Here is a 1,876-nt window from a genome sequence, read left to right as displayed (position 1 = left end):
TGGATAAAGTGCGCGAACAGTATGCCGCCTCCCCGCAGACGCACTATGACGCGCAGGGCAACACACGCACGCCTTCCCTGCTGGTGGCGGCGGCGCGGGATTTTTTCGACCAGCAGATCAATACCGGCGCACAGTATAAAACCAACACCCACGATGACGTTCCGGGCCTGGAAGGCAAACCGCTGGCGCAGTACAGCGACCGCGATAAAGTGCAGTCGCTGCGCCATTTTGCCGGACAGCCGCTGCGCACCGAACAGAATGAACCCACTAACACTGAACTGGTGATGAAAGATATCAGCGCGCTGCTGATGCTCGACGGCATTGCCGCAGAAGCGGGCGCCATGGCGGAGTTTTTCACTGAAAAAGCGATGACCACGGAAGGCCGGAGCGCGCTGGCCACGCTGCGCAACGCCCCTGAGCAGGCGGCTGCCGGGGAAGCCGGTGCGGCAATGGCCGGCGCAACCGGTACAGAGATGGCAGCGGCCGGAGAAACCGGAACGGCGGCAGTAAACCGGCTGCGTCCTTCGCTGGCGGGTGATATCAGCCAGTATGCGGTGAAGGATGGCGAGGCGCTGCTCAACGGGAGCCGCGCCAGCGCCGGGGGCATTCATCAGGTGAAGGATGCGGCAGGAAATGACCGCTGGCTGCTGCGCTACCGCGATGGAACAGGTGACAGCAGGGTGTACGAAGTCGGGCAGGATTTCCGCCCAGGCGAAGGGCGGGCGCGCATTATCGACCCGCAGACCCGCCAGCCGGTGCTGACAGTGCAGTCGGGCAACGGCGAGTGGCAGCGCAGCGCATTGCCCGGCGGGGTACAGCCGCGCACCAACACCGAACCGCAAGCCAGCCTTGCAGCGACCGCCGGAACATCCGGCGGCAGTACGCTTTCCTCTGCCCGCCAGGAAAAATTTTCCCCGGTCAGCGAAGAGCTTCGCGAACTTTATATGAGGCCTGATGAGGGGCAATATCGGGCCAGAACAGCAAAAGAGAAAGCAGCCGATGAAAAAATCCTGCTGGATTTGAATTCGGTAAAAAACAGGCAGGAATCAGCTATTCTTGCGGAATATATTGAAGGGGGAGATGGCACTTACCGCACGATAAATAATCATCTGCGGCATATTAGCCCTTCAGCCGAAGGGGAAACGCTGGCAACAGAATTAAAAGCAGCCGTAGCTAAACTGACGGATTATAATGCACCGGCATATCGGGCGGCGACAGTTCCCGCGGGGACGTACGGTAATAAAATAAAAGTCAACGATGTGGTGACCGACGCCGGATTTATGTCCGCATCCGCATTACCGCAGAACTCAATAAACTGGCTTGAGACCTGGACTGGACAATTTGAAAAACAATCTACTGACAAAGTGCTTTTTATTTTAGATCATACCGCGCCGAAAAAAATGGCTGCCGGAGGAATGCTCCCGGACCATATTTTAGTTAACCCTAACACGCCGTTAAAAGTTAAAGAGATTCACGCCATCGAAGGAAATGCATCACGCGATCCCATCACTATTGTCAGATTGAAAGATGCAGAACACCCTTTCAGGCATGATATTAAGAATATTTTTTCCGGAAATATTGAATTACCCGCCGTCGAAGTACCCTTCCTGAAAAAATTAGGTCTCCGTCATTAATTTGACGGCCTGAAGTACGACATCTTTTTTATTTGTGCAAAAGAGGTGGTTATGAAAATCGATTCTGTATCCGTTCCTGTTTTTCCCCAGCCGTTTATCCGCGAGGAAACCTCCGCCAAAAACAAACGTGAAATCCCCACCGGCTCGTTATATACCGGCCCGCAAAACAATAACGACGACCGCCCTGTCCGCCCCGATGCCCGCTCGCTGATCTTTACTCCCGACCCGCGCGGCGAAGGGTA

At 55.4% G+C, this 1,876-nt stretch carries 2 protein-coding genes; both read left to right on the top strand.

The window, feature by feature from the left end:
* Window positions 1-1,634: hypothetical protein (locus tag DFO56_RS24515; RefSeq protein ID WP_114413914.1), on the top strand; the 1,634-nt coding region annotated here is incomplete at its 5' end.
* A gap of 51 nt (window positions 1,635-1,685) precedes the next feature.
* On the top strand, window positions 1,686-1,876 hold a 191-nt coding region (locus DFO56_RS24510; RefSeq protein ID WP_147271699.1), incomplete at its 3' end, for a hypothetical protein.

It is taken from the genome of Kosakonia sp. AG348 (assembly GCF_003337365.1).
Classification (GTDB): domain Bacteria; phylum Pseudomonadota; class Gammaproteobacteria; order Enterobacterales; family Enterobacteriaceae; genus Kosakonia.
Note: the sequence above shows the minus strand (reverse complement) of the source record. Positions and strands in the feature narration are given on the sequence as shown.